General features: G+C 69.1%; 22 protein-coding genes and 1 tRNA gene. 13 read left to right on the plus strand and 10 right to left on the minus strand.

The genetic code is table 11. The features are described from left to right. Positions 1–55 precede the first annotated feature (55 nt). The 6 genes from MNQ95_RS04100 (at position 56) to MNQ95_RS04125 (ending at position 6,205) form a co-directional block, all read left to right on the plus strand. Positions 56–886, plus strand: a complete 831-nt coding sequence (locus MNQ95_RS04100) for a DUF3426 domain-containing protein (RefSeq protein WP_241953898.1) — start codon at positions 56–58, stop codon at positions 884–886. 108 nt (positions 887–994) lie between these two features. Further along, positions 995–1,270: a DNA-binding transcriptional regulator Fis gene (fis, locus tag MNQ95_RS04105; protein ID WP_162409824.1), complete on the plus strand. Its 276-nt coding sequence runs from the start codon at positions 995–997 to the stop codon at positions 1,268–1,270. Positions 1,271–1,362: 92 nt separating this feature from the next. After that, positions 1,363–2,946, plus strand: coding sequence for a bifunctional phosphoribosylaminoimidazolecarboxamide formyltransferase/IMP cyclohydrolase (gene purH / locus MNQ95_RS04110; protein ID WP_162409826.1), 1,584 nt, complete (start codon positions 1,363–1,365; stop codon positions 2,944–2,946). Positions 2,947–3,074: 128 nt separating this feature from the next. Next, entirely contained in the window at positions 3,075–3,581 is a 507-nt protein-coding gene (locus MNQ95_RS04115; RefSeq protein WP_162409828.1) for a GNAT family N-acetyltransferase, read from the plus strand. Positions 3,582–3,665: 84 nt separating this feature from the next. After that, positions 3,666–4,955 (plus strand): phosphoribosylamine--glycine ligase, encoded by a 1,290-nt coding sequence (purD, locus tag MNQ95_RS04120; protein WP_241953899.1) that lies wholly within the window; start codon positions 3,666–3,668, stop codon positions 4,953–4,955. A 14-nt stretch (positions 4,956–4,969) separates the two neighbouring features. Further along, complete coding sequence (locus MNQ95_RS04125; protein WP_162409832.1) at positions 4,970–6,205, plus strand: MgtC/SapB family protein; 1,236 nt, start codon at positions 4,970–4,972, stop codon at positions 6,203–6,205. A gap of 54 nt (positions 6,206–6,259) precedes the next feature. Here the strand turns inward: MNQ95_RS04125 and ygiD are convergent, their stop codons facing one another. Beyond that, positions 6,260–7,123 carry a 4,5-DOPA-extradiol-dioxygenase gene (ygiD, locus tag MNQ95_RS04130; protein WP_162409834.1) on the minus strand — a complete coding sequence of 288 codons (864 nt, stop codon included), beginning with the start codon at positions 7,121–7,123 and terminating at the stop codon, positions 6,260–6,262. Positions 7,124–7,283: 160 nt separating this feature from the next. Here ygiD and MNQ95_RS04135 point away from each other — a divergent pair, with 160 nt between their 5' ends. The 3 genes from MNQ95_RS04135 (at position 7,284) to MNQ95_RS04145 (ending at position 10,151) form a co-directional block, all read left to right on the plus strand. Next, on the plus strand, positions 7,284–9,194 hold the full coding sequence (locus MNQ95_RS04135) for an MFS transporter (protein ID WP_241953900.1): 1,911 nt from the start codon (positions 7,284–7,286) through the stop codon (positions 9,192–9,194). Between the two features lie 195 nt (positions 9,195–9,389). Then, positions 9,390–9,731, plus strand: coding sequence for a CD225/dispanin family protein (locus MNQ95_RS04140; protein WP_241953901.1), 342 nt, complete (start codon positions 9,390–9,392; stop codon positions 9,729–9,731). 6 nt (positions 9,732–9,737) lie between these two features. Next, on the plus strand, positions 9,738–10,151 hold the full coding sequence (locus tag MNQ95_RS04145; RefSeq protein WP_162409840.1) for a DUF2752 domain-containing protein: 414 nt from the start codon (positions 9,738–9,740) through the stop codon (positions 10,149–10,151). Between the two features lie 192 nt (positions 10,152–10,343). Here the strand turns inward: MNQ95_RS04145 and MNQ95_RS04150 are convergent, their stop codons facing one another. Genes MNQ95_RS04150 through MNQ95_RS04170 form a run of 5 tightly spaced genes read right to left on the minus strand, consistent with a single transcriptional unit; the run spans position 10,344 to position 13,775 of the window. Then, the gene (locus tag MNQ95_RS04150) at positions 10,344–11,234 is read right to left on the minus strand and encodes a hypothetical protein (RefSeq protein ID WP_162409842.1); all 891 of its coding nucleotides are present in this window, start codon (positions 11,232–11,234) and stop codon (positions 10,344–10,346) included. Positions 11,235–11,285: 51 nt separating this feature from the next. Beyond that, positions 11,286–12,200 (minus strand): NAD(+) diphosphatase, encoded by a 915-nt coding sequence (nudC, locus tag MNQ95_RS04155; RefSeq protein ID WP_241953902.1) that lies wholly within the window; start codon positions 12,198–12,200, stop codon positions 11,286–11,288. An 18-nt stretch (positions 12,201–12,218) separates the two neighbouring features. Next, on the minus strand, positions 12,219–12,578 hold the full coding sequence (erpA, locus tag MNQ95_RS04160) for an iron-sulfur cluster insertion protein ErpA (RefSeq protein ID WP_162409846.1): 360 nt from the start codon (positions 12,576–12,578) through the stop codon (positions 12,219–12,221). Between the two features lie 31 nt (positions 12,579–12,609). Beyond that, a complete protein-coding gene (locus MNQ95_RS04165; RefSeq protein WP_425501319.1) occupies positions 12,610–13,041 on the minus strand; it encodes a bactofilin family protein in 432 nt (143 codons plus the stop codon). Between the two features lie 2 nt (positions 13,042–13,043). After that, on the minus strand, positions 13,044–13,775 hold the full coding sequence (locus tag MNQ95_RS04170; RefSeq protein WP_162409850.1) for a DUF6776 family protein: 732 nt from the start codon (positions 13,773–13,775) through the stop codon (positions 13,044–13,046). A 129-nt stretch (positions 13,776–13,904) separates the two neighbouring features. On the opposite strand from MNQ95_RS04170, the gene MNQ95_RS04175 reads away from it, so the two are divergent. From MNQ95_RS04175 to MNQ95_RS04185, 3 genes are all read left to right on the plus strand, one after another. Then, on the plus strand, positions 13,905–14,495 hold the full coding sequence (locus MNQ95_RS04175) for a DUF4126 domain-containing protein (RefSeq protein ID WP_241953903.1): 591 nt from the start codon (positions 13,905–13,907) through the stop codon (positions 14,493–14,495). Between the two features lie 74 nt (positions 14,496–14,569). Further along, positions 14,570–16,441: an EAL domain-containing protein gene (locus tag MNQ95_RS04180; RefSeq protein ID WP_241953904.1), complete on the plus strand. Its 1,872-nt coding sequence runs from the start codon at positions 14,570–14,572 to the stop codon at positions 16,439–16,441. Then, entirely contained in the window at positions 16,441–19,050 is a 2,610-nt protein-coding gene (locus tag MNQ95_RS04185) for a hybrid sensor histidine kinase/response regulator (protein ID WP_241953905.1), read from the plus strand. The genes MNQ95_RS04180 and MNQ95_RS04185 overlap by 1 nt, the downstream gene beginning before the upstream one ends. Here MNQ95_RS04185 and bfr read toward each other — a convergent pair. The 3 genes from bfr to MNQ95_RS04200 form a co-directional block, all read right to left on the minus strand. After that, positions 19,023–19,493, minus strand: a complete 471-nt coding sequence (gene bfr, locus MNQ95_RS04190; protein WP_162409853.1) for a bacterioferritin — start codon at positions 19,491–19,493, stop codon at positions 19,023–19,025. The genes MNQ95_RS04185 and bfr overlap by 28 nt on opposite strands. A gap of 105 nt (positions 19,494–19,598) precedes the next feature. After that, the gene (locus MNQ95_RS04195) at positions 19,599–19,796 is read right to left on the minus strand and encodes a (2Fe-2S)-binding protein (protein WP_162409880.1); all 198 of its coding nucleotides are present in this window, start codon (positions 19,794–19,796) and stop codon (positions 19,599–19,601) included. A gap of 99 nt (positions 19,797–19,895) precedes the next feature. Next, positions 19,896–20,492 carry an RNA pyrophosphohydrolase gene (locus MNQ95_RS04200; RefSeq protein WP_241953906.1) on the minus strand — a complete coding sequence of 199 codons (597 nt, stop codon included), beginning with the start codon at positions 20,490–20,492 and terminating at the stop codon, positions 19,896–19,898. A gap of 114 nt (positions 20,493–20,606) precedes the next feature. Between MNQ95_RS04200 and MNQ95_RS04205 the strand changes: the two genes are divergently transcribed. Further along, positions 20,607–20,683 (plus strand) — tRNA-Met (locus MNQ95_RS04205). 237 nt (positions 20,684–20,920) lie between these two features. Here the strand turns inward: MNQ95_RS04205 and MNQ95_RS04210 are convergent. Next, positions 20,921–22,420, minus strand: a complete 1,500-nt coding sequence (locus MNQ95_RS04210) for a CoA-acylating methylmalonate-semialdehyde dehydrogenase (RefSeq protein WP_241953907.1) — start codon at positions 22,418–22,420, stop codon at positions 20,921–20,923. Positions 22,421–22,448 lie beyond the last annotated feature (28 nt).

Here is a 22,448-nt window from a genome sequence, read left to right on the forward strand (position 1 = left end):
CGCTTCGTCCAGGATCGCCATCGACGACATCCCTGAACGTGTTTGAATAGGCCGCATGTTCGTTCCCTGCCCGCACTGCCAGTTCCTCGTCGCCCACCATCCGCAGCTGCGGCCGTTGCCCGCGGACTGCCCGCGCTGCGGGCGTGCGCTGCAGGCCGACGGCGAACCGGTCGCGTCCGCCGAATCGGGACCGGACACCGGACCGGAGCATGGCAGCGCCGCAACGATCGACACGGCCGCGCTGCTGTCGGACGGCAGGCCGCTCGACGACCCCGCAAGCGCGGACAATGCCGCGGAAGCACCTGCCGAAGGCGGCGTGGCGAGCGAATCCACCGGTGCCGCGAATACTGCGACCGTGGAAGCGACCCCCGTGGTCCCAGGCCCGGCGCCCGCCGTCACGTTCGCGTCGCCCGGTGCGCCACGCCGGCGCGCGCACTGGCGCTGGCCCCTTATCGTCCTGCTGGGGCTGTTGCTCGCGCTGCAGATCCTGCTTGCCGACCGTGCACGGCTGGCCGAAGACCCGCGCTGGCGCCCGCTGGTGGAAGCGGTGTGCGGAACGCTGGGCTGCGCGCTGCCGCCCTGGCACGAGCCCACGGCATTCACCATGCTCGACCGCAAGGTGCGGCCGGCGACGCACGCATCCGGCGCGTTGCGCGTGGACGCGACGTTCCGCAACGACGCACGCTGGTCGCAGGCGTGGCCGCCGTTGCAACTCGCACTCTCCGATGCCGATGGCCGCGTCCTCGGCAGCCGCGTGTTCATGCCGCAGGACTACCTGGGTGCGGCACCGGCCACGCTGCTGGCTCCAGGACAAAGTGCCCAGATCACCTTTGTGGTGCAGGAACCGGCGCCGGGCACAGTGGCGTTCTCGTTCCAGTTCCGCTGAACGCGCGACCGGTCGTCGCCGCCAATGGCAGCGACCGGATTCCCGCGCTAGACTCCCCTGCCCCGCTCCACCGGCCCGCGCTCGCGCGCCGCTTCCTCTGGACCTTCCGTGCAGCAGAACGCCACCTCCCGCGCCGACGCCGGTCGCACCGCTTCCCGTCCGCCGTTGCGCGAGCACGTGGCCCAGTCGGTCCGGCGCTACCTGCGTGACCTGGATGGCGTGGACGCCAACGACGTCTACGAGATCGTGCTGCGCGAAATGGAGATCCCGTTGTTCGTGGAGGTGCTCAACCACTGCGAGGGCAACCAGAGCCGGGCCGCGGCTTTGCTGGGCATCCATCGCGCCACGCTGCGCAAGAAGCTGAAGGACTACGGCCTGGCCTGAGCCGGCCGCGCCGCCGCGGGCGGCGTGCAGTCCAGGGCCGGCGGCGGCCGGGCGGCTATAATTCCGCTCCTCCCCCGCACCGCCTCTTTCCGATGACTGCCGAATTCCTGCCCGTGCGCCGGGCACTGCTGTCCGTTTCCGACAAGACCGGCCTGCTCGAGCTGGCCCACGCGCTCGCTGCCCAGGGCGTCGAACTGCTCTCCACCGGCGGCACGGCCAAGGCGATCCGCGAAGCCGGACTGGCGGTGAAGGACGTGGCCGAGGTCACCGGCTTCCCGGAAATGATGGACGGACGGGTCAAGACCCTGCATCCGCTGGTCCACGGCGGCCTGCTCGGCCGCGCCGGCATCGACGACGCGGTCATGGCCCAGCACGGCATCGGCGCGATCGACCTGCTGGTGCTCAACCTGTATCCGTTCGAATCGGTCACCGCGAAGGCCGATTGCACCTTGGCCGACGCGGTGGAGAACATTGACATCGGCGGCCCGGCGATGCTGCGCTCGGCGGCCAAGAATTTCGCCCGCGTGGCGGTGGCCACCACGCCCGACCAGTACGCAGCCGTAGTGGCCGAACTGCAGGCCAACGGCGGCGCACTGTCGTCGGCGACCCGCTTCGCCCTGTCGGTGGCCGCCTTCAACCGCGTCGCCCAGTACGACGCTGCGATCAGCAACTACCTGTCGGCCGTCGCCGACGCCGCGGCCCAGGTGCCGGTGCGAAGCGAATACCCGGCCCAGATGAACTCGACCTTCGTGAAGGTCATGGACCTGCGCTATGGCGAGAACCCGCACCAGTCCGGTGCGTTCTACCGCGACCTGCATCCGGTGCCGGGCACGCTGGCCACCTTCACCCAGCTGCAGGGCAAGGAACTGAGCTACAACAACCTGGCCGACAGCGACGCGGCCTGGGAATGCGTGCGCCAGTTCGACGTGCCGGCCTGCGTGATCGTCAAGCATGCCAATCCATGCGGCGTGGCCGTGGCGGCCGATGTCGGCCAGGCCTACGAACTGGCGTACGCCACCGATCCGACCTCTGCGTTCGGCGGCATCCTCGCCTTCAACCGCCGCCTCGATGCGGCCACCGCCAAGGCGATCCTGGACCGCCAGTTCGTCGAGGTGCTGATCGCGCCGGACTACGAGGACGGCGCGCTGGATTACGCGAAGAAGAAGGCCAACGTGCGCGTGCTGCGCATTCCGCACGGCGCCGGCCTGAACAACTACGACTCCAAGCGCGTGGGATCGGGCCTGCTCCTGCAGTCCTCCGACAACCGCGGCATGAGCGCGGGCGAGCTGAAGGTGGTCACGAAGATCGCCCCGACCGAGGCGCAACTGGGCGACCTGCTGTTCGCCTGGCGGGTGGCCAAGTTCGTCAAGTCCAACGCGATCGTCTACGCCAGGGACCTGCGCACCATTGGCGTGGGCGCCGGGCAGATGAGCCGGGTGTATTCGGCGCGCATCGCCGGGATCAAGGCTGCCGACGCCGACCTGGTGGTCGAAGGCTCGGTGATGGCCTCCGATGCGTTCTTCCCGTTCCGCGACGGCATCGACGCCGCCGCCGCGGCCGGGATCAAGGCGGTGATCCAGCCCGGCGGCTCGATGCGCGATGCCGAGGTCATCGCCGCGGCCGACGAGCATGGCATCGCCATGGTGTTCACCGGCGTGCGGCATTTCCGGCACTGAGGTTGGCCGCCTTGGGCCTGCGCCGCGCTCCTGGCGCCGGCGCCACGCCCGCGTCGTACCGCCGGCGTAACGCGCCGGGGCGCGTGACCGGCTAGGCTTGCCGCATCCATCCTGTGGAGGCGGTCGCCATGTGGATCCGCGAGGAAAGCCCGGACGACATCGATGCGATCCATGACCTGGTCCGCAAGGCCTTCGCCGGCAGTCCGGGCGAGGGCAAGCTGGAAAGCCGCACGGTCGACACCCTGCGCGCCGACCATGCGCTGGTCGTATCGCTGGTGGCCGACATCGATGGTCGCGTCGCCGGCCACATCGCATTCTCGCCGGCGCGCCCGTCGCGCGATGGCGACCGCTGGTACGTGCTCGGCCCGTTGGCGGTGGATCCGGCCGACCAGGGCCACGGCATCGGTGGCGCGCTGGTCCGGGCCGGCCTGCGCATGCTCGAGGAACGCGAAGCCAACGGCTGCGTCGTGCTGGGCGATGCGGAGTACTACGGGCGCTTCGGCTTCCGGCCCGACCCGCTGCTGACCCTGCCCGCCAGCCCGGAGGGCGCGTTCCAGGCGTTGCGCTTCACCGACGCCGGTTCGGCCGGGGAAGTCGTGCTGCACGCGGCGTTCGGCCACCACGAGTACGACTGAAACAGTTTCGAACCGTGCCGCGCCGGCCGGGACACGCGTCCACCGCGCTAGAATCGCGCTCCCCCCGGTGCCGAGTCAGCCCGCATGTCGAAAGTCCTCGTGATCGGATCCGGTGGCCGCGAGCACGCACTGGCGTGGAAGCTGGCGCAGTCGCCGCGCGTGTCGGAGGTGATCGTCGCACCGGGCAACGCCGGTACCGCCACCGAGGCGGCGTGCCGCAACGTACCGGTCAAGGTCACCGACATCGACGGATTGCTGAAGCTCGCGCAGGACGAAGGCGTGGCGCTGACCGTGGTCGGCCCGGAGATACCGCTGGTGGCCGGAGTGGTGGACCGCTTCCGCGGGGCGGGCCTGCGCATCTTCGGCCCCACTGCCGCCGCCGCACAGCTGGAAGGCAGCAAGGCGTTCGCCAAGGACTTCCTCGCCCGCCATGGCATCCCGACCGCGTTCTATGCGGTGCATACCGACATCGATGCCGCGCTCGCCTACCTCCGCGAGAAGGGTGCGCCGATCGTGGTCAAGGCCGACGGCCTGGCCGCTGGCAAGGGCGTGATCGTGGCCATGACCCTGGACGAGGCCGAGGCCGCGGTACGCGACATGCTCTCGGGCAATGCATTCGGCGAAGCCGGCGCGCGCGTGGTGATCGAGGAATTCCTCGAAGGCGAGGAGGCCAGCTTCATCTCGATGGTCGACGGTCGCACCGCGCTGCCGATGGCGACCAGCCAGGACCACAAGCGCGTTGGCGACGGCGACACCGGTCCCAATACCGGCGGCATGGGCGCCTACTCGCCCGCGCCGGTGGTTACCGCCGACGTGCATGCGCGGGTGATGCGCGAGGTCGTGGATCCGACCGTGCAAGGCATGATCAAGGATGGCGTGCCCTTCACCGGCTTCCTCTACGCGGGCCTGATGATCGACGCATCCGGCGCGCCGAAGGTGATCGAGTTCAACGTGCGCTTCGGCGATCCGGAGACCCAGCCGGTGATGCTGCGCCTGCAGTCCGACCTGGTCGAACTGGTCGAGGCGGCGATCGACGGGCGCCTGCACGAGACGCAGGCGCAATGGGACCGGCGTCCTTCGCTGGGCGTGGTGATGGCCGCGCGCCCCTATCCGGAAAGCCCGGTGACCGGTGACGTGATCGGCGGCCTGAATGCCGTCCCGGTCGGGGCGAAGGTGTTCCACGCCGGCACCGCGCTGGATGCGGCCGGGAACGTGGTCAGCGCCGGTGGCCGCGTGCTGTGCGTGGCCGCGCTGGGCGACTCGGTGTCCGATGCGCAGGAACGTGCATATGCCGGCGTCGACGCGATCCACTGGGCCAACGAGTTCCACCGCACCGACATCGGCTGGCGCGCGATCGAGCGCGAACGCGGCTGAGGCCGGCAATGGCGATGGACTGGAACGCAGCCCCCACCGGCCTGGCCACGGCCCTGGGCATCGGCCTGCTGATCGGCGCGGTGCGCGAGCGGCAACATGCCGAGCGCATCGGCATGGCCGGCGTGCGCACGCACACGCTGCTGGCCCTGGCCGGCGCGCTGGCGGCCGGCTTCGGAACCGCGACACTACTGGTGACGCTGTTGGCGGTCGCGCTGCTGGGCCTTGCCAGCTACCGGATCAGCCGCGAGCGTGATCCCGGCCTGACCGGCGAGGTCGCAATGCTGGTCACCGTGCTGCTCGGCGCGCTGGCGCAGCAGGCACACGCGCTGGCCGCTGCGCTGGGCGTGGTGGTGGCGATCCTGCTCTGGGCCAAGGCGCCGCTGCGCCGGCTCAGCCGCGACCTGATCAGTGAAACGGAGATGCAGGATGGGCTGGTGCTGGCCGCGGCCGCGCTGGTCGTGCTGCCGCTGCTGCCGGACGAGCCGGTGGATCCGTGGGGTGTCCTGCAGTTGTCGATGTTGTGGCGGATCGTGGTGTTGATCATGGCGGTGGGCATGCTTGGCCACGTCGCCGGCCGCGCGGTCGGCACGCGACGCGGCCTGCCGGTGGCGGGCTTCTTCTCCGGTTTCGCCTCTTCGACCGCGGCGGTGGTCAGCTTCGGCCAACGGGGGCGCAAGCATCCGGCGATGCAGCGCCCCGCGGCGGCGGCCGCGCTGCTGGCCAACCTGGCCTCGCTGCTGCTGCTCGTGGCGGTGGTCGGCACGGTATCCCCTGCGCTGGCGCTGGCAGCAGCCTGGCCGATGGCCGCCGCCGCCGCCGGCCTGCTGCTCGTGGCCGCCACCGGCCTGTTGCGCAGCACGGAAACCGGCGACCCGCAGGGGGATTCCAGTGCGCGCGCCTTCCACCTGACCCACGCGATGCTGATCGCCCTGCTGATCGCGCTGGTGATGCTGCTTTCCGAAGTGCTGTTGCGGCTGTTCGGCGAAGCGGGAGCGATGCTCGGCGCGGCGATCGCGGCGCTGGCCGAACTGCACGCCGCCGGCGCCACCATCGCCCGGCTGGCAAGCCTCGGCGAAATTTCCCCGGTGGAGGCGCGTTGGGCCCTGGTCGCGCTGCTCGCCTCCACGACGCTGGCCAAGACCCTGCTGGCGTTCACCAGCGGCGGTGCCGGCTACGGATGGCGGGTCGGCTTCGGGCTGGTGCTGATGACCGTCGCCGCCGCCGTCACGACCGCGTTCACCACGTACTGAGCCGTTCCGCAGGCCGCCACCCGCGGTCGTGCGCCGTAGCATGTCCCCGCCGGATCAGATGTTCGCGTCTTCCGGTGGCATCCGCGTCTGCAGCGACGCCGCGCCATCGAGGTCACCCGCGACCGGCCGCGGGCATCGCGCATCCAGGGTGTAGGCAGTCATCGACAGCGAACCGTAGGCATAGCCGTCCACCAGCACCTCGGCCTCGCGCCCGGATGCGGCGGTCAGGCCCGCGATGTAGAGCAGCGGCAGGAAATGGTCGGGCGAGGGCACCGCCAGGCGGAAATCCGGATGCGACACCAACGAAGGGATGTCGTGCGGGCGTTCGATCATCAGCTCGCGCGCATGCTCGTCGAACCGACGCGCCCAGTCGAACGCGCCATCGGGCTGCTGCCAGTCGATCGCGCGCAGGTTATGGACCACGTTCCCGCTGCCCACGACCAGGACACCCTGCTCACGCAGCGCGGCCAGCTTCGCACCCAGCGCCAGGTGCCACTCCGGCGGCCTGCGCGCGTCGATCGACAGCTGCACCACGGGGATGTCTGCGTCGGGGAAGGCATGCACCAGGACCGACCAGGTGCCGTGGTCGATTCCCCAGCCGTCGATGTCCGCGCCGACATGGTCGGGCTTGACCGCCTCGGAGACCTCCTCGACCAGCTCGGGCAGGCCGGGCGCCGGGTACTGCACGTCGAACAGCGCCTGGGGGAATCCGTAGAAGTCGTGGATCGTGCGTGGTTGCGCCATCGCGGTGACCGCGGTGGCATTGACGTACCAGTGCGCCGACACGGCCAGGATCGCGCGGGGCTTCGGCACCGAGGCACCAAAGCTGCGCCAGGCCTCGGTGAAGCGGTTGCTTTCCAGTGCATTCATCGGACTGCCATGGCCGAGGAACGCGGCGGGCATCGGATGGGCGGTCATTCCGGGCCTCCGGTAGCGACGACTGCGCCACTCTAGCAACAGGGGCCATGGCCGGCGTGCCCATGCCTGCAACGCACCGTCGCCTTCCGTACGGGCCGATGGCCGTCAACCGGCCGCCAACGCGCTCTGCTAGTCTCCGCGCAGTCCCGCGGAGACCTGCATGTCCGGCCACAGCCAGTTCGCGCTGCTGACCCAGCGCCGCTTCCTGCCCTACTTCATCGTGCAGGCGCTGGGCGCCTTCAACGACAACGTCTACCGCCAGGCGATCATCGGCCTGCTGTTCTTCCTCGGAGTGACCACCGAGGAGCGCTCGCTGTACGCGATGCTGGCGCCGGCGATCTTCATCCTGCCGTACTTCCTGTTCTCGGCCATCGCCGGACAGGTCGCCGAGAAGCTGGAGAAGCAGCGGCTGATCGTGATCACCACGGCGATGGAAATCGTGATCATGTCGCTGGCCGCGCTCGGCTTCCTGCTGCAGAACATGCCGGTGCTGCTGGTGGCGCTGTTCTGCACGGGCGTGCAGTCGACCCTGTTCGGCCCGGTGAAATACTCGGTGCTGCCGGCCATCCTCAAGCCCGAGGAACTGACCGGCGGCAACGGCCTGGTCGAGATGGGCACCTCGATCTCGATCCTGTGCGGGATGATCTTCGGCGGCCTGATCTTCCAGCTTGCCGGCGCGCAGGGACCGGCGGTCGCGGCGACCGCGATCATCCTGCTGGCGGTGACCGGCAACCTGGTCGCGCGACGCATCCCGCGGGTCGATGCCGGTGCGCCCGACCTGAAAGTGCACTGGAATCCGTTGCCCGAATCGCTGGCCGTGCTGCGCATGGCCCGGCGCCAGCCGGCGGTGCGCAACGCGATCCTCGGCGTGTCGTGGTTCTGGTTCTTCGGCACCCTGCTGACCTCGCAGTTGCCCGCCTACGCCGAGGTCAACCTCGGTGGCGTCGCCAGCTCGGCTTCGCTGTACATCTTCGCGCTGGCGCTGTTTTCGATCGGCACGGGCACCGGTTCGCTCCTGTGCGAGCGGCTCTCCGCGCGCACGGTCGAGATCGGCCTGGTGCCGCTCGGCGCGTTCGGCATGAGCGCGTTCCTGCTGGACCTGTACTTCGCCCGCTCGGGGGCCGCGCCGGTTTCCGGACTGGACGTGGCCGGCTTCCTCGCCCAGCCGGGCAGCGTGCGCCTGGTGATCGACCTGCTCGGCATCGGCATGTTCACCGGCTTCTTCGTGGTGCCGCTGTTCGCGCTGATCCAGAGCCGGACCCCGGCCTCGCAGATGTCGCGCGTGTTCGCCGCGGTAAACATCCAGAACTCGCTGTTCATCGTTTCGGCCGCGCTGGTCGGCATCGCACTGCAGGAGGTCCTGCACTGGACCACCCCGCAGGTACTGCTGGGCCTGGCCATCGCCAACGTGCTGGTGGCGGTATGGATCTTCACGATCGTTCCCGAATTCCTGATGCGTTTCCTCAGCTGGCTGATGGTGCGCGCGCTTTACCGCCTGCGCCTGCACGGCATCGAGGAACACGTGCCCGACGAGGGCGCCGCGTTGATCGTCTGCAACCACGTCAGCTACATGGACGCGCTGATCCTGGCCGCCAGCATTCCCCGCCCGGTGCGCTTCGTCATGTACTACCGGATCTTCAACATCCCGGTGATGCGCTGGATCTTCCGCACCGCCAGGGCGATCCCGATCGCCGGCGCGCGCGAGGACCCGGCGCTGATGCAGCGCGCGTTCGACGAGATCGACGCGACCCTGGCCGAGGGCGAGCTGGTCTGCATCTTCCCCGAGGGCGCGCTGACCCGGGATGGCGGGATCGCACCGTTCAAGTCCGGCGTGGAGAAGATCCTGGAGCGTGCCGCCGCCGCGGGCCGTCCGGTGCCGGTGGTGCCGATGGCGTTGCGCGGCATGTGGGCCAGCATGTGGAGCCGGCGCGACAGCCGCCTGGGCCGGATGCGCGTGCCGCGGCGTTTCCGGGCGCTGGTGGAGGTGGCCGCCGCCGCACCGGTGCAGGGACAACCGTCGGCCGAGGACGTTGAAGCCCGGGTGCGGGCGTTGCGTGGCGACGCCGCATGACTGCACGCGTCTTTGCCCGCGGCAATGGGTCGGTTAGGCTTGCTGCAACGCGCCAGGGGGCGCGACGCCGAGCCCTGGATGGCCGGCGCATTGGATTTCGCGCCTGTCGTGCCATGCGACCGGCGAAGCCTCATCTTTGTAACGCACGATCTTCTCCCTAAAACCGTTCGCCCGAAACCGCCAGGAGGCACTGTCATGAGCTACGTCCCGCCGCCCACCCCCAACGCCGCACAGGTCCACGAGCCGGTGCCCAACCACCTGGCCTGGGCAATCATCGCGACCGTGCTGGCGACCTGCCTGTGTTGCCCGCTGGGCCTGCTCGGCATCGTCGCCATCGTGTTCTCGGCCAAGGTCAACGGCCTGTTGCGCGCAGGCGACATCGAAGGCGCCCGCCGCGCCTCGGCCAACGCCAAGACCTGGTGCTGGGTTGCCACCGCGCTGGCGGTCATCGGGCTGCTGATGAACATCTACTTCGTCTCTACCGGTGGCATGGCCGAGTACCAGCAGATGCTGGAGCAGATCCAGGCCGCGCAGTAAACGGAGATGGCTGTCCTGCGCCCCCTGCACATCGCAGGCATGGCGTCGGCCGCGATCGCGGCCGGCGCCGGCGTATGGCTGCTGCGCACCTATGACCCGAACGTGGCGGGAAATCCTTTCCCGCCCTGCATGTTCCACGCCTTCACCGGCCTGTACTGCATCGGCTGCGGCCTGACCCGCGCGCTGCACGCGCTGGTCCATGGCGACCTGCCCGGCGCGCTGTCGATGAATCCGCTGGGCGTCCTGGTGTTGCCACTGGTGGGGCTGATGGTCGCCTGGTCGCAAGGCTGGCAGCCGCGCTGGCTGCGGCCGCTGATGGACGTGGTGATGGAACCGAAGCTGTGGCTGTGGCTGCTGCCGGGGTACTGGATCGCCCGCAACCTGCCCTGGTTTCCGTTCACGCTGCTCGCGCCGGGCTGAAAGGCTTCAACGGCAGCGCCATGGCGCACGGCGCGCGCGGGCGCGGATCACTCGCAGCCCCGCACTCCTTCCAGGTCGCTGGCCCCGCTGTCGCAGGAGCGGGCATGACCGCGACGCCGAAGGCGTCGATGCAGGCGATACCTCGTGGTTCCGAGCGCGCCGTTGCGGGGATTGCGAATCGCCCTGCCTGACTCAGCTCACCCAGCCGGCGATCACCAGCAGCGCGAGCAACGCCAGCCACAGCAGCAGCATGCGCCAGACCAGGCTCATCGCGTCACGCAGTTCGAGCAACTCGCCGGCGACCGGCAACTGGCCTTCGCTCAGGTAATCCGCAGCTTCTTCGGCCAGCTCGCCGCGCACGGCCGCGCGGCCGCAGGCCTCCAGGAAGCCGCTGGCAGCCTGCCAGCGATCGCCGCCGCCCGCCCGCCATGCGCGGAATACCAGGTCGAAATTTCCGGCCAGAGCCAGGGCCAGTACCATCAACTGCGCCACCGGCCATTCCAGCCAGCCCAGCACGACGCGCGTGCCGGCGGCGTTCTCGGCCGGCAACAGCGCCGCATCCGCCACCGCGGCGCGTTCGACCAGTCGATACAGCAGCGCGCCGGCCGGCCCCAGCAGGAAGAACCACATGAGTGGCGCGAACCAGCGCCGCAGCGCGCTGCGCATCACCCGCCCGGGCAGCGCCGGACCTTCGGCGACCACCATGCCCGGCTCCGGCGCCAGTTGCGCCAGGCGCGCGCGCCGGCTTTCCGGATCGCTCGCATCGAGCGTGGCTTCCACGTCGATGTCCAGGTCCCGCGGACCCCAGGTGCAGACCAGCACGACCACGCCGAACAGCAGGCTGACCAGCCCCATCAGTCGCCCGGACAGGGTGAACTGCAGCAAGGCCACCAAGAGTACCGGGGGCAGCAGCGCCAGCCAGATGCCGTGCCGTCCACGCCAGAAGCCGCCCTCGGCCACATGCGATCCCAGCCACTCCAGCCAGTGGCTGTACCAGTGGAACTGGCGCAATGAGGCACCCAGCGCCGGGGCGACATGGCCCAGCACCAGTGCAACGATGACCGCGACCAGCGTAGTGAACATCGAGTGGACCCTCCCTGCGGCGATTCTAGCTGGACGCCGCCGCGGCGGGCGCTAAGTGCGCGTGAGCGTGGTCCCCTGGCCGTACCAGTGCACGATCAGCGCGCGCGCGATCGAGATTCCTGGCGACAGCACGATGCCGTCCGTCCCGGGGCCATCCTCGCGCAGGGCCCGGCCGATCTCTTCCCGGGTAAACCAGCGCGCCGCCTCCAGTTCGCCATCCACGCGTGGCTCGTCGCCTGCCGCCAGCGCTTCGAATCCCAGCATCAGCGCCCCGGGGAACGGCCAGGGTTGCGAGGCGAGATAGCGGCACCCGAGCACGCGCACGCCCGCCTCTTCATGCACCTCGCGCACCACGGTCTGTTCGAGCGTCTCGCCGGGTTCGACGAAGCCGGCGAGCACCGACCACCGCCGCGCCGCCCAACCGGGCTGGCGACCGAGTAGCAACCGCTCGCCATCGCTGACCGCCACGATCACGGCCGGATCGACCCGTGGATAGTGGTCGTTGCCGCATTGCGCGCAGTGGCCTGCAAAGCCGCCGCGGTCGAACGTGACTCCGCCTCCGCAAACCCCACAGAAGCGGTTGCGGGCATGCCAGTACAGCATGCCGCGGGCGTAGGCGAAGGTACCGGCCAGGTCGGCGGGCCAGTCCGCCGCCGCCCGGCGCAGGTCGACCCATTGCGCGACGTCCAGCGCCGGAAGTGCGGAGGCCTCGAGGGCGAACCACGCCTGGGTGTCGGTCCGGCCGAGGAAGATGGCGGTACCGGGTCCACCGCCGAAGGCCGCACCCCGCAACGGAAGCGGCATGCCGTCGGCACCAGCCGCCGCGCGGCCTTCGCCATCGAGCACGATCAGCCACGCATCGGGCCACTGGTCACGCAAGGCGCCGGCATCGCCGCGCAACGCGTCGGCGCGATCCAGCCCCATGGACTGGAACGCGAAACCCTCGAGGGTGGCCGGGTAAGGCATGGCGCCGGCCCGGCGGTATCAGACGCTGAAACTGCTGCCGCAGCCGCAGGTAGTACGCGCGTTGGGATTGCGGATCACGAACTGCGCGCCGCTCAGGCCTTCGCTGTAGTCGACTTCCGCACCCATCAGGTACTGCAGGCTCAGCGGATCGACCAGCAGGGTCACCCCGTCGGTGTTGACCGCCATGTCGTCCTCGGCCCGGTTCTCGTCGAACTCGAAACCGTACTGGAAGCCGGAACACCCGCCGCCCTGGATGTAGACGCGCAGCTTCAGCTCCGCATTGCCTTCTTCGGCGATCAGTTCACGCACCTTGGAGGCCGCGGCCGTGCTGAAGCGCAACGGCTGCTCGAGTTGCTGGTAGCTGGGCAGGATATCCATGGAGCCAAGATGGGGCCGGGGAGCCCTTCGATCAAGCCTTGGCGGCCTTGGCGGCGGTGATCGGCGTGGCCCCTTCCGGCACCGTCAGCACGCGCGCCTGCGCCTGGACGTGGACCAGCCGCCCGGTGAGCTGGGCACCGGCGCTCATTTCGACCACGGTGTAGTGGACGTTGCCTTCGACGCGCGCCTTCTGCGCCAGTTCGATCCGCTCGCTGGCATGCACGTCGCCGGCCAGCGTGCCGTTGATGATCACCACCGGGGCATGGATCTCGCCCTCGACCGAACCCTGCTCGGCGAGCACCAGGCTGGCCGGCCGGCCCTCGGCCGCGGTGATCTTGCCGACGATGCGGCCCTCCACGTAAAGGCCGCCACTGAATTCCAGGTCGCCGCGGATGACCACGTCCGGGCCGATCAGGGTATCGATGGCGAAGCCGTCACGCTGGGTCGATTTGTTCTTGAACACGTTCATCTACCTCCCCCGCTACCCGCGAGTTTCCAGTCGAAAGTCTGGTCGGTGCCCCCCGCGCCGCCTCGCAGGGAGACTCGCACACGTTGCGGGGTGAAATCCTTGGGCAGCATCACGTTGCCACCCAGTTCCTGGAAATACCGGAACGAATACTCCTGGCCCGGGCTGGATGGCTTCTGGTGCAGGTCGTCCCAGCTGACCGTGGCCAGCTTGCCGGCGCGGACGCCCTCGACCGAGAAGCGCAGCTGCCCCTGGCTGATCGCACCGCGATTCAGGTTCTGGGTCAGGATCACGCGGTAGTTCCAGGTGCCCGCCTCGGTCGGTGCGAACTCGATCGAATGGACGTTCAGGCCCTTGCGCTGGGCCGTTGCGCCGACCAGTCGTTCATAGAAGGCCACGTCGGCGCGCAGCGCGGCGATCTCCTCGTCGCGCTCGGCCAGCGAGGACTGCAGTTCGCTGTTCGCGGCGCGGCTGATCTGGTCCGAGCGCGACAGCGTGACCAGGCGCTGGCTCACCTCGTCGAGCTGGCGCTTCTGCAGCGCCGCTGTGCGTTCGGCGGTGCGCAGCTGCCCGCGGGTATCGCCCAGGCCCGGGGCGGCGCGCCAGGTCGCCAGTGCCCATACCGCGACCAGCGAGAACAGCCAGGCGACAACGATGGCGATCAACCAGCCGCGGCCCGAAAAACCGGGCTGGCGCGGCACCACACGGAAGCGGGACAAGGGTTCTGTCATGGCGGATGGCACGGGCCGGCATCGGACCGATTCTGCCTATACTGCGGTTCGGACGGGGCCGCTAGTGTAGCGTCCGCCCGATGCGGGGCCACATCACCCGCGCTACCGCGGCCGAGGGAGGATCGCCTCATGACCGAGGCCCATATCTACGTGATCGGAATCCTGCTCGCCTGGATGGCGGGGATCCGCGCCTACCTGACCGTGTTCGGCGTGGGACTGGCCGGCCTGCTGGGCTGGGTCGACCTGCCGCCGGCGCTGCAGGCCACCCAGTCGTGGTGGGTGCTGGGAACGTCGGGCGCACTGGCCCTGGCCGAGTTCTTCGCAGACAAGATCCCGGGCGTAGACTCGGTGTGGGACCTGGTGCAGACCCTGGCCCGGGTGCCTGCCGGCGCCTTCCTGGCCGCGGCCACGCTGTCGCCCGATGGCCAGCTCGGTACCGGGGCGCTGGTCGCCGGGGCCGGCGTGGCCCTGGCCAGCCACGGCCTCAAGGCCGGCTCGCGCGCATTGCTCAACACGTCTCCCGAGCCTGCCAGCAACTGGGTCGCATCGACCGCCGAGGACACCGTGGTCATCGGTGGCCTGGCACTGGCCATGGCGCATCCGTGGGTCGCGCTGCTGCTGGTGGTCGGCTCGAGCCTGCTCGGCGCCCTGCTGGTGTGGTGGATCTGGCGCACGCTCAGCCGCGGGGTGCGCCGCCTGTTCGCATCACCACCGGCCTGACCGGCGATGTCGTACAGGCTTGTCCTCGTGAGCGTACTTGGCCACATAATGCGGTCCCAGCAGGGGGAATACTGATGGCCGCAAGAGAACCCGCTTCGTTGCCGGAGGATTCGGCTGCGCGCCAGCGTCCGCGCGTCGAAACGCCACCACCGCATTACTGGCGTCGCTGGACGCAGGATGCGAAGGACGAAGCCACCACCATGGCAAGCGGCAAGCCGCCGGCCGGAAGCGACCTGCCCGCCAAGGCCAAGGCTGCGGCCACCACGGCGAAAGGGGGCTCGCCCGAAGATGCCGCCGAATCGCCCTATCGCATCCTGATCGTCGAGGACGACCGCACCCAGGCGCTGTTCGCGCAGAGCGTGCTGCATGGCGCCGGCATGAAGGCCGAAGTGCAGATGCAACCGGAAGGGGTGATCGACGCGATCCAGCGCTTCGACCCGGACCTGATCCTCATGGACCTGCACATGCCGGGCCTCGATGGCATGCGCCTGACTTCGCTGATCCGGCAGCAGCCGCAGTTCCAGCTGCTGCCGATCGTGTTCCTGACCGGCGATCCGGACCCGGAGCGCCAGTTCGAGGTGCTGGAGAGCGGCGCCGACGACTTCCTGACCAAACCCATCCGCCCGCGACACCTGATCGCAGCGGTCTCCAACCGGATCCAGCGCACCCGTGCGCAGTTGCGCCAGCCCGCGCCGCAAGCCAACGCGATGCTGCGCAGCCACCCGGAAACCGGCCTGGCCACGCGCGGCTGGCTGCTGCAGCAGGTCGACCAAGCGTTGCAGGAGAGCGCCGTCGGTGGACTGTTCTTCGTCGAGATCGCCAGCGCCCTCGGCCTGCGCGAGCGCTACGGCTACGCAGCGTTCGAGCGCCTCATGTCCCAGGCCGGCAGCTGCCTGGCGCGGATCGGCGCACCGGCACCGGTGGCCCGCCTGAACGACAACAGCTTCCTGACCCTGATGCGCGACCTCGACGAGTCCGGGCTCGAGCAGCACGCGCAGCGGTTGCGCGCCGGCCTCGCCGAGCAGGCCTTCACCGTGCGCGACGAGGAACAGGTGCAACTGCGCAGCGCGGTCGGTTACACCGCGCTGTCGATCGGTTTCGAAGGCGCTGGTCCGGCGCTGGAGGCGACCGAACGCAGCGCGCTGCAGGCGCGCCTGCACAGCGAGGGCGTCGCCGCCTACGTGCCGCCCAGCGATACCGAGGCGCAGGAACGCATGGCGCTGCTCGAAGGCCAGCTCGAGCTGGCCTACCAGCCGATCGTGGCGGTCGCCGGCAACGAACAGGCCCAGTATCAAGTGCTGCTGCGCCTGCGCCAGCCCGATGGCACGCTGCTGTCCGCCGGCCAGGTGGTGCCTGCGGCCGAGGCCAGCGGACGCATCGCCGACCTCGACCAGCAGGTGATGGAGCATGCGCTGGACATGATCGTCCAGCGCAACGCCAGCGGCGCTCCGTTGCGCCTGTTCGTCTCGCAGTCGCCGCGCACGCTGGCGCGCGAAGTCTTTGCCGAATGGCTGCTGCAGACCATCGCTGCGCGCAGCATCGACGGCACTTCGGTGGTCATCGACCTCCGCCTGGGCGATGCACTGATCCACAGCGTCACCCTGGCCGAGTTCTGTCGCCGCCTGATGGGCGCAGGCGTGCAATTCTGCCTGAGCCAGTTCGAGCCGGGCCCGGAAGCCGATGCGTTGCTCAACCAGTTGCCGCTCGGTTACGTGCGCATGGCGGCGCGCTTCGCCGGTGCGCATGCGGACGCGCAGTTGCGCGACCAGCTTCGCGGCGTGATCGACCAGGCCCATCGCCTCGGCCTGCAGGTGATCGGCCAGCAGATCGAAGATCCGCAGGCCGCCGCGGCGATGTGGATGGGTGGCATCGACTACATCCAGGGCAACCTGGTGCACTCGGTCGGCACCGACCTGGACTTCGACTTCCAGAACGCGGTGCTTTGATGGCAGCCCCGGCCCAGCGTCGCGTGTGGCCCGTGCTCACCGCGATGTCCGGCGCGTGCACCCTGCTGGCAGTCGGCCTGGTGCTGAGCGGCAATGCCACGCCGTCGTGGTGGACGGTGGCGGCCGGGCTGGCGCTGTTGACCGTCGTTTTCGCGCTGGGCTCGCTGTTCTCAAGCGGCGCGCAGGCACGCGACCTCAACGAGGCGCATGCACGCGCTGCGGCTGCCGAGGACGAATGCACGCTGTTGCAGCGCGACGTCAACCGCCACGACCAGCTCGAGCAGCAACTGCTGCAGGCCAAGCGCGCGGCCGAGTCGGCGGCGCTGGCCAAGGGCGAATTCCTGGCCACGATGAGCCACGAGATCCGCACACCCCTGAACGGCATCATCCCGATGCTCGACCTGGTGGCGCGCGGCAACCTGGCTCCTGACCAGCGCGAGATGCTGCGCACCGCGCACGAATCCTCGCTGCAGCTGCTGCGCATCGTCGATGACATCCTCGACTACTCCAAGCTGGAGGCCAACCGACTGGAGCTGGAGATCACCAGTTTCAACCTGCGCGAACTGCTCGAGGCGGTACTGCAGCTGATGCAGCGCCCGGCCGAGAGCAAGGGCCTGCGCCTGGAGCTGCAGATCGACCCCAACGTGCGCCTGCCGGTGCGCGGCGATCCGGTCCGCATGCGCCAGGTACTGACCAACCTGATCGGCAACGCGGTCAAGTTCACCGAGCGCGGCGGCATCCAGCTCACCGTGCGCCGCCTGGGCGAAACCGCGGCCCAGCACATGCTGCGCTTCGAAGTGCGCGACACCGGTATCGGCATCGGCCACGCGCAGCAGGCGCGCCTGTTCAGTGCGTTCACCCAGGCCGATGCTTCGACCACGCGGCTGTATGGCGGCACCGGCCTGGGCCTGGCGATCTGCAAGCGCATCGTCGACCTGATGGGTGGACGCATCGGCGTGCAGTCCGAACCTGGCCAGGGTTCGACCTTCTGGTTCGAGGCTCCGCTGCTGAAGGTCATCGGCGACGTACAGATCCGGCAGACCGCGCATGACGCCCGGCGCGTGCTGGCCATTACCCCGAACCTGCGCCTGCGCCAGCGCATCGCCCTGCTGCTGCCCAACTGGGGCATGACCGTCAGCATCGTGGAGACCACCCAGGAAGCGCTGGAGCGCTTGCGGCAACAGACCGCGCCCGGGCAGTCCGCCAATTTCGTGGCCGTCATCGCCGACTACGACGGGCTGCGCCACAGCGCACGCGCCCTCCATCGGGCGCTGCTGCGCACCCCTGCCTACGCCGACGTCAAGCTGCTCTGGCTGTACGGCGAAGAAGAGATTCCGGAAGAGTTGCGCGAGGGTACCGGCCTGCTGCCGCGGCTGGCGCCGGACGCGGACCTGCGCGGCGCCCTGCTCGAGCCGCAGCCCGTCGCGGAGAGCCCGAAGGAACTCTTCGCGTCGACAACCGCGGCACCGGATCCGCCTGCCCTGGAGCCGAGCCATCCGGCTCCGCCAGCGCGCCTGCTGCTGGTGGAAGACAATCCGGTCAACCTGCTGGTGGCACAGAAGCTGCTCTCGGTGCTGGGCTACGAATGCGACACGGCGCCCAATGGCGAAGTGGCGCTGTCGCACATGGCCAGTGGCAGCTACGACCTGGTCCTGATGGATTGCCAGATGCCGGTGCTCGACGGCTATTCGGCCACCCGCCGCTGGCGAGAACACGAAGCCGGCCAGGCACCAGGCAAGCGCCTGCCGATCGTGGCGATGACCGCCAATGCGATGGCCGGCGACCGCCAGCGTTGCCTGGACGCGGGCATGGACGACTACCTTTCCAAGCCGGTGGCACGCGACCAGCTCGACACCTGCCTGCGCCGCTGGTTGCGCATGGCACCGGCGCGCGGCGCAACGCGCGCATCGACGGCGGCGGCCGGCGCCCCCCCGGCAGCCGAGCCGGTCGTGGGGACGCCGTCCACGCCGGCTCCGTCACCGTCGCCCGCTCCTGCCACAGCCATCGCGCCAGCGCCCGCCCCGGTCACCCCGCCAGTACCCGCGACACCCGTCGTGGAAACCGTCGTGGAAACCGTCGCCACCTTGCCCGCAACGCCACCGGCGGCGACACGCGAAAAGCCGGCCGTGGCCATGTCACCGGACATGCCCATCTTCGTCCCCGTCGCGGGCAGGCCGCCGGAAGCCTCCGAGCTGCGCGCGGAAGAAGCGCCATCCGCACAGGCCCCACCGCCGCCGGTGCTGGAACCGGAGATGCTGGATGAGCTGCGCGAGATCGCTGGCGACGAGGCCATCTCGATCGTCAACCTGTTCCTCGAGGATGCCCCGCGCCTGGTCCGACTGATGGAACAGGCGTCGGCGATGCCCGACCTGGAAGTGATGCGCGAAGCCGCGCATGCGCTGAAATCGTCAGCGGCCAACGTCGGCGCACTGGCCCTTTCGGCCGCGGCCAAGCGCATCGAACTGGGCGCGCGTGCACACGCGCTGGAGCGGCCCGCAGTGGCGGTGGCCCTGCTGATCGCCGAGTACGCGCGTGCGCGCGTGGCCCTTCAGGGCTGGCTCTCGACGACCGCCTCGACCACTCAGTCCTCGAGCTTGCTCAGCAGGTAGTTCGGCTCGCCGATGCGGGCGATGAGGTCGAGCTGGGTTTCCAGCCAGTCCACGTGCTCTTCCTCCGAATCGAGGATCTTCACGAACAACTGGCGGCTGACGTAGTCGCCTATCGAGTCTGCGTGGGCGATCGCGTCGCGCAGCAGCGGCAATGCCTCCATCTCCAGCGCCAGGTCGCATTCGAGCAGTTCGCGTGGCGTCTCGCCGATGCGCAGCTTGCCCAGCGCCTGGAAGTTCGGCAGGCCCTCGAGGAACAGGATGCGCTCGGCAAGCCAGTCGGCGTGGCGCATCTCGTCGATCGATTCCTTGTACTCGTGCTCGGCCAATTCCTTCAGGCCCCAGTTCTTCAGCATCTTGGCGTGCAGGAAGTACTGGTTGATCGCTGTGAGCTCGTTGTACAGAGCCTTGTTGAGGAATTCGATGACCTTGGCGTCGCCCTTCATTGGCCCGCTCCATGTTCCGGAATCGGGCGCACTCTAGCGCGCCGTGGGCAAAGGCGAAGTAACGCGAATCGTGTTCATTCCGGCTGCGCCGGGCGCGGCAGCCTGTCAGGCCGCGCAGGCGAGGATCGGCAGCGGCAGTTCGGCCTGCATCTCGGCGATCATCGAGGCGGCCATCTCCAGGCACGAACCGCAATTGGCGCCGCACCCGGTACGCATGGTCAGTTCGCCGACGCTGCCACAGCCGTTGTCCACGGCTTCGCGAACCTGACGATCGGTGACACCGTTGCAGAGGCAGACGTACACGGGCGGGTCCTGCTGGAGTAACGCCGCCATTCCATCAAGAATGAGAATGGCTGTCAATTGCGAGGTGATCGCATTCCAGCCCACGGCCCCGCTTTTCGTTCAGGCGGATGAACGGCGGCCCCGGTTATTCCTCGGACGCCTGCGCGGACGGTCATTACCGGCGGTATTGCCCGGCAACCAGGCCTCCTGTGCGGCAGCGGGCATCTCACGCACTACTGCGCCGCTCCCCTCGGCAAGAGGCGCCAGATGGCGCAGGGCACGGGCGTAGACACCCCGCTTGAAGGTCACCACATGCTCGACCGGATACCAGAAGTCGACCCAGCGCCAATGGTCGAATTCCGGCGTTTCGGTGGCATCGAAGTGCACCAGGGATTCATCGCCCACCAGCCGCAGCAGGAACCAGACCTGCTTCTGGCCGATGCAGATCGGCCCGTCGCCGCGGCGCACGGCCCGCCCCGGGAGCCGATAGCGCAGCCAGCCAGGCGTCGCTCCGAGCAACTCCACATGCTCGGGCAGCAGCCCGGTCTCCTCATGCAACTCACGGTACATGGCCTCGGCGGGAGTCTCGTCGCTGCGCATTCCCCCTTGCGGAAACTGCCAGCCGTCCCGGCGCACACGGCGCGCCCAGAACACCTGGCCATCCGGGCGCATCAGCACGATCCCGACGTTCGGCCTGTATCCGTCCGGATCGATCACGATGCGGACTCCAGAAATTTTCGACTGACCCGACTCTGCCATGCCCCCGGCGGGCCGACAAGCGGCGCATTGACAGCGCGGCCCGGAAGGTGAAAAATTCGCGGTTCTCCGCGTGGCTATGTAGCTCAGCCGGTTAGAGCACAGCACTCATAATGCTGGGGTCGGTGGTTCGAGTCCACCCATAGCCACCACTCCGGAGAGACCGGAAAACCCCGCCAGCGCGGGGTTTTTTGTTGTCCCTTGATCGCTTCCCCGGATACGCCGGCTGGCGCCCGGCCCGCGGAAGTTCCGACGCGACAGCCCCGGTTGGCGTTCACCCATGCGGGGTGCCGATGCCTCGGCCGCCGCCGAAGCCGAAGTGTTCGTTGCGCCTGGCAAGGCGCATGCCACCGACATTCCCGATGCAGGTGGCGCGCACCCGGAGCCGATCAACGCATGGTCGGAATGACGAAGCTCTGGTCGGCGACCACGCCGTCGCGTGGCCAGCGCTGGGTCACTGTCTTCGTGCGGGTGAAGAAGCACACGCCGTCCTGGCCATACTGGTTCAGGTCGCCGAAGCCCGATCGCTTCCAGCCACCAAAGCTGTGATAAGCCACCGGTACCGGGATGGGCACGTTGATGCCGACCATGCCCACCTCGACCTGTTCGGCGAACTCGCGTGCGGCGTCACCATTACGGGTGAAGATCGCCACACCGTTGCCGTACTGGTGCCGGCTGGGCAGCGCCAGCGCCTGCTCGAAGCTGTCGGCGCGCACGATCTGCAGCACTGGTCCGAAGATCTCCTCACGCCAGGTGGCCATCGTGTCGGTCACCCTGTCGAACAGGCTGGGGCCGAGGAAGAAGCCGTCCTCGTGCCCAGGCAAGCGGAAGCCGCGGCCGTCGATCACCAGCTCGGCGCCTTCGTCCACGCCCATCTGGATGTACTGCTCGATGCGCGCGCGATGGGCGGCGGTCACCACCGGCCCGAACTGAGCCTGCGGATCGCTGGAGACGCCCACGCGCATTCCCGGAATCTGGGCGACCAGCTTCTCGCGGAGTGCTTGTGCGGTGGCCTCGCCCACCGGCACCACGACCGGCAGCGCCATGCAGCGCTCGCCGGCCGAACCGTAGGCGGCGCCGAGGATGTCGGCCACCGCATGGTCCAGGTCGGCGTCGGGCAGCACGATGCCATGGTTCTTGGCCCCGCCCATGCACTGCATGCGCTTGCCGTGCTGCGCACCCAGCGCATACACCGACTGGGCGATGTCGGAGGAGCCGACGAAGCTCACCGCGCGGATCTGCGGGTGCTTGAGGATCGCCTCGACCACGTCCTTGTCGCCATGCACGACATTGAGCACGCCTTCGGGCAGGCCAGCCTCGATCATCAGCTCGGCCAGGCGCACCGGCACCGAGGGATCGCGCTCGGAGGGCTTGAGGATGAAGGCATTGCCGCAGGCGATCGCCGGTCCGAACATCCACATCGGGATCATCGCCGGAAAATTGAACGGAGTAATGCCGGCAACCACGCCCAGCGGCTGCCGCATCGAGTACACGTCGATGCCCGGACCGGCGCCCTGCGTGTACTCCCCCTTGAGCAGGTGCGGGATGCCGCAACAGAATTCGATCACCTCGAGTCCGCGCTGGATGTCGCCGCGCGAATCACTCAGCACCTTGCCGTGCTCGCTGGACAGCAGTGCCGCCAGCTCGTCCATGTTCGCCTCCAGCAGGCGCTTGAACTCGAACATGACCCGCGCGCGGCGCTGCGGGTTCACCCGTGCCCACTCGTGCTGCGCCTTTGCCGCGCTCTGGACCGCGCGATCCAGTTCGGCCGCGCCGGCCAGCGCCACCCGCGCCTGGATTTGTCCGCTGTTCGGATCGAAGACGTCGCCGTGGCGCCCGGAGGTTCCGGGGACGCGTCGCCCGTCGATGAAGTGGTCGATGCTGCGCATGTATTCCTGCCTTGCTCTGAGCGGATCA

It is taken from the genome of Pseudoxanthomonas daejeonensis (assembly GCF_022637495.1).
Classification (GTDB): Bacteria; Pseudomonadota; Gammaproteobacteria; order Xanthomonadales; family Xanthomonadaceae; genus Pseudoxanthomonas; species Pseudoxanthomonas daejeonensis.

What these genes read in the sequence shown, in the direction of transcription:
- MNQ95_RS04100 (WP_241953898.1), top strand. Translation starts at nt 56, where the DNA reads ATGTTCGTTCCCTGCCCGCACTGCCAGTTCCTCGTCGCCCACCATCCG.
- purH (WP_162409826.1), top strand. Translation starts at nt 1,363, where the DNA reads ATGACTGCCGAATTCCTGCCCGTGCGCCGGGCACTGCTGTCCGTTTCC.
- MNQ95_RS04115 (WP_162409828.1), top strand. Translation starts at nt 3,075, where the DNA reads ATGTGGATCCGCGAGGAAAGCCCGGACGACATCGATGCGATCCATGAC.
- purD (WP_241953899.1), top strand. Translation starts at nt 3,666, where the DNA reads ATGTCGAAAGTCCTCGTGATCGGATCCGGTGGCCGCGAGCACGCACTG.
- MNQ95_RS04125 (WP_162409832.1), top strand. Translation starts at nt 4,970, where the DNA reads ATGGACTGGAACGCAGCCCCCACCGGCCTGGCCACGGCCCTGGGCATC.
- ygiD (WP_162409834.1), bottom strand. Translation starts at nt 7,123, where the DNA reads ATGACCGCCCATCCGATGCCCGCCGCGTTCCTCGGCCATGGCAGTCCG.
- MNQ95_RS04135 (WP_241953900.1), top strand. Translation starts at nt 7,284, where the DNA reads ATGTCCGGCCACAGCCAGTTCGCGCTGCTGACCCAGCGCCGCTTCCTG.
- MNQ95_RS04140 (WP_241953901.1), top strand. Translation starts at nt 9,390, where the DNA reads ATGAGCTACGTCCCGCCGCCCACCCCCAACGCCGCACAGGTCCACGAG.
- MNQ95_RS04145 (WP_162409840.1), top strand. Translation starts at nt 9,738, where the DNA reads ATGGCTGTCCTGCGCCCCCTGCACATCGCAGGCATGGCGTCGGCCGCG.
- MNQ95_RS04150 (WP_162409842.1), bottom strand. Translation starts at nt 11,234, where the DNA reads ATGTTCACTACGCTGGTCGCGGTCATCGTTGCACTGGTGCTGGGCCAT.
- nudC (WP_241953902.1), bottom strand. Translation starts at nt 12,200, where the DNA reads ATGCCTTACCCGGCCACCCTCGAGGGTTTCGCGTTCCAGTCCATGGGG.
- erpA (WP_162409846.1), bottom strand. Translation starts at nt 12,578, where the DNA reads ATGGATATCCTGCCCAGCTACCAGCAACTCGAGCAGCCGTTGCGCTTC.
- MNQ95_RS04170 (WP_162409850.1), bottom strand. Translation starts at nt 13,775, where the DNA reads ATGACAGAACCCTTGTCCCGCTTCCGTGTGGTGCCGCGCCAGCCCGGT.
- MNQ95_RS04175 (WP_241953903.1), top strand. Translation starts at nt 13,905, where the DNA reads ATGACCGAGGCCCATATCTACGTGATCGGAATCCTGCTCGCCTGGATG.
- MNQ95_RS04180 (WP_241953904.1), top strand. Translation starts at nt 14,570, where the DNA reads ATGGCCGCAAGAGAACCCGCTTCGTTGCCGGAGGATTCGGCTGCGCGC.
- MNQ95_RS04185 (WP_241953905.1), top strand. Translation starts at nt 16,441, where the DNA reads ATGGCAGCCCCGGCCCAGCGTCGCGTGTGGCCCGTGCTCACCGCGATG.
- bfr (WP_162409853.1), bottom strand. Translation starts at nt 19,493, where the DNA reads ATGAAGGGCGACGCCAAGGTCATCGAATTCCTCAACAAGGCTCTGTAC.
- MNQ95_RS04210 (WP_241953907.1), bottom strand. Translation starts at nt 22,420, where the DNA reads ATGCGCAGCATCGACCACTTCATCGACGGGCGACGCGTCCCCGGAACC.